At 59.0% G+C, this 307-nt stretch carries 1 protein-coding gene; it reads right to left on the bottom strand.

What is annotated here, in order from left to right:
• Positions 1-230: recombinase family protein (locus HMPREF0372_RS20860; RefSeq protein WP_007494432.1), on the bottom strand; the 230-nt coding region annotated here is incomplete at its 3' end.
• Between the last annotated feature and the right edge of the window lie 77 nt (positions 231-307).

The raw sequence follows: 307 nt of genomic DNA, 5'->3' as shown, positions 1-307 counted from the left end.
GGGTAGATGGAGTTGATGTTCTGCTCCTCGAAGACCACTGGGATACCCAGGCTCCGCAGCTCCCGGGTGAAGTTGAGGGTGTCCACGGTGTTGCGGGCGAAGCGGGAGACGGATTTAGCCAGGATCATGTCGATCTTCCCCTGCCTGTACTGGCGGATCATCCGCAGGAACGCCTTCCGCTTGCAGGTGGAGGTGCCGGTGATGCCCTCGTCTGCGAATACCCCGGCCATGGTCTAGCCCGGTTCCTTCATGATTTTCTCCGTGTAGTAAGAGAGCTGGTTTTCATAGCTGGAGAGCTGCTCCTCGC

The sequence above is a fragment of the Flavonifractor plautii ATCC 29863 genome (assembly GCF_000239295.1).
GTDB classification, from domain to species: Bacteria; Bacillota; Clostridia; order Oscillospirales; family Oscillospiraceae; genus Flavonifractor; species Flavonifractor plautii.
Note: the sequence above shows the minus strand (reverse complement) of the source record. Positions and strands in the feature narration are given on the sequence as shown.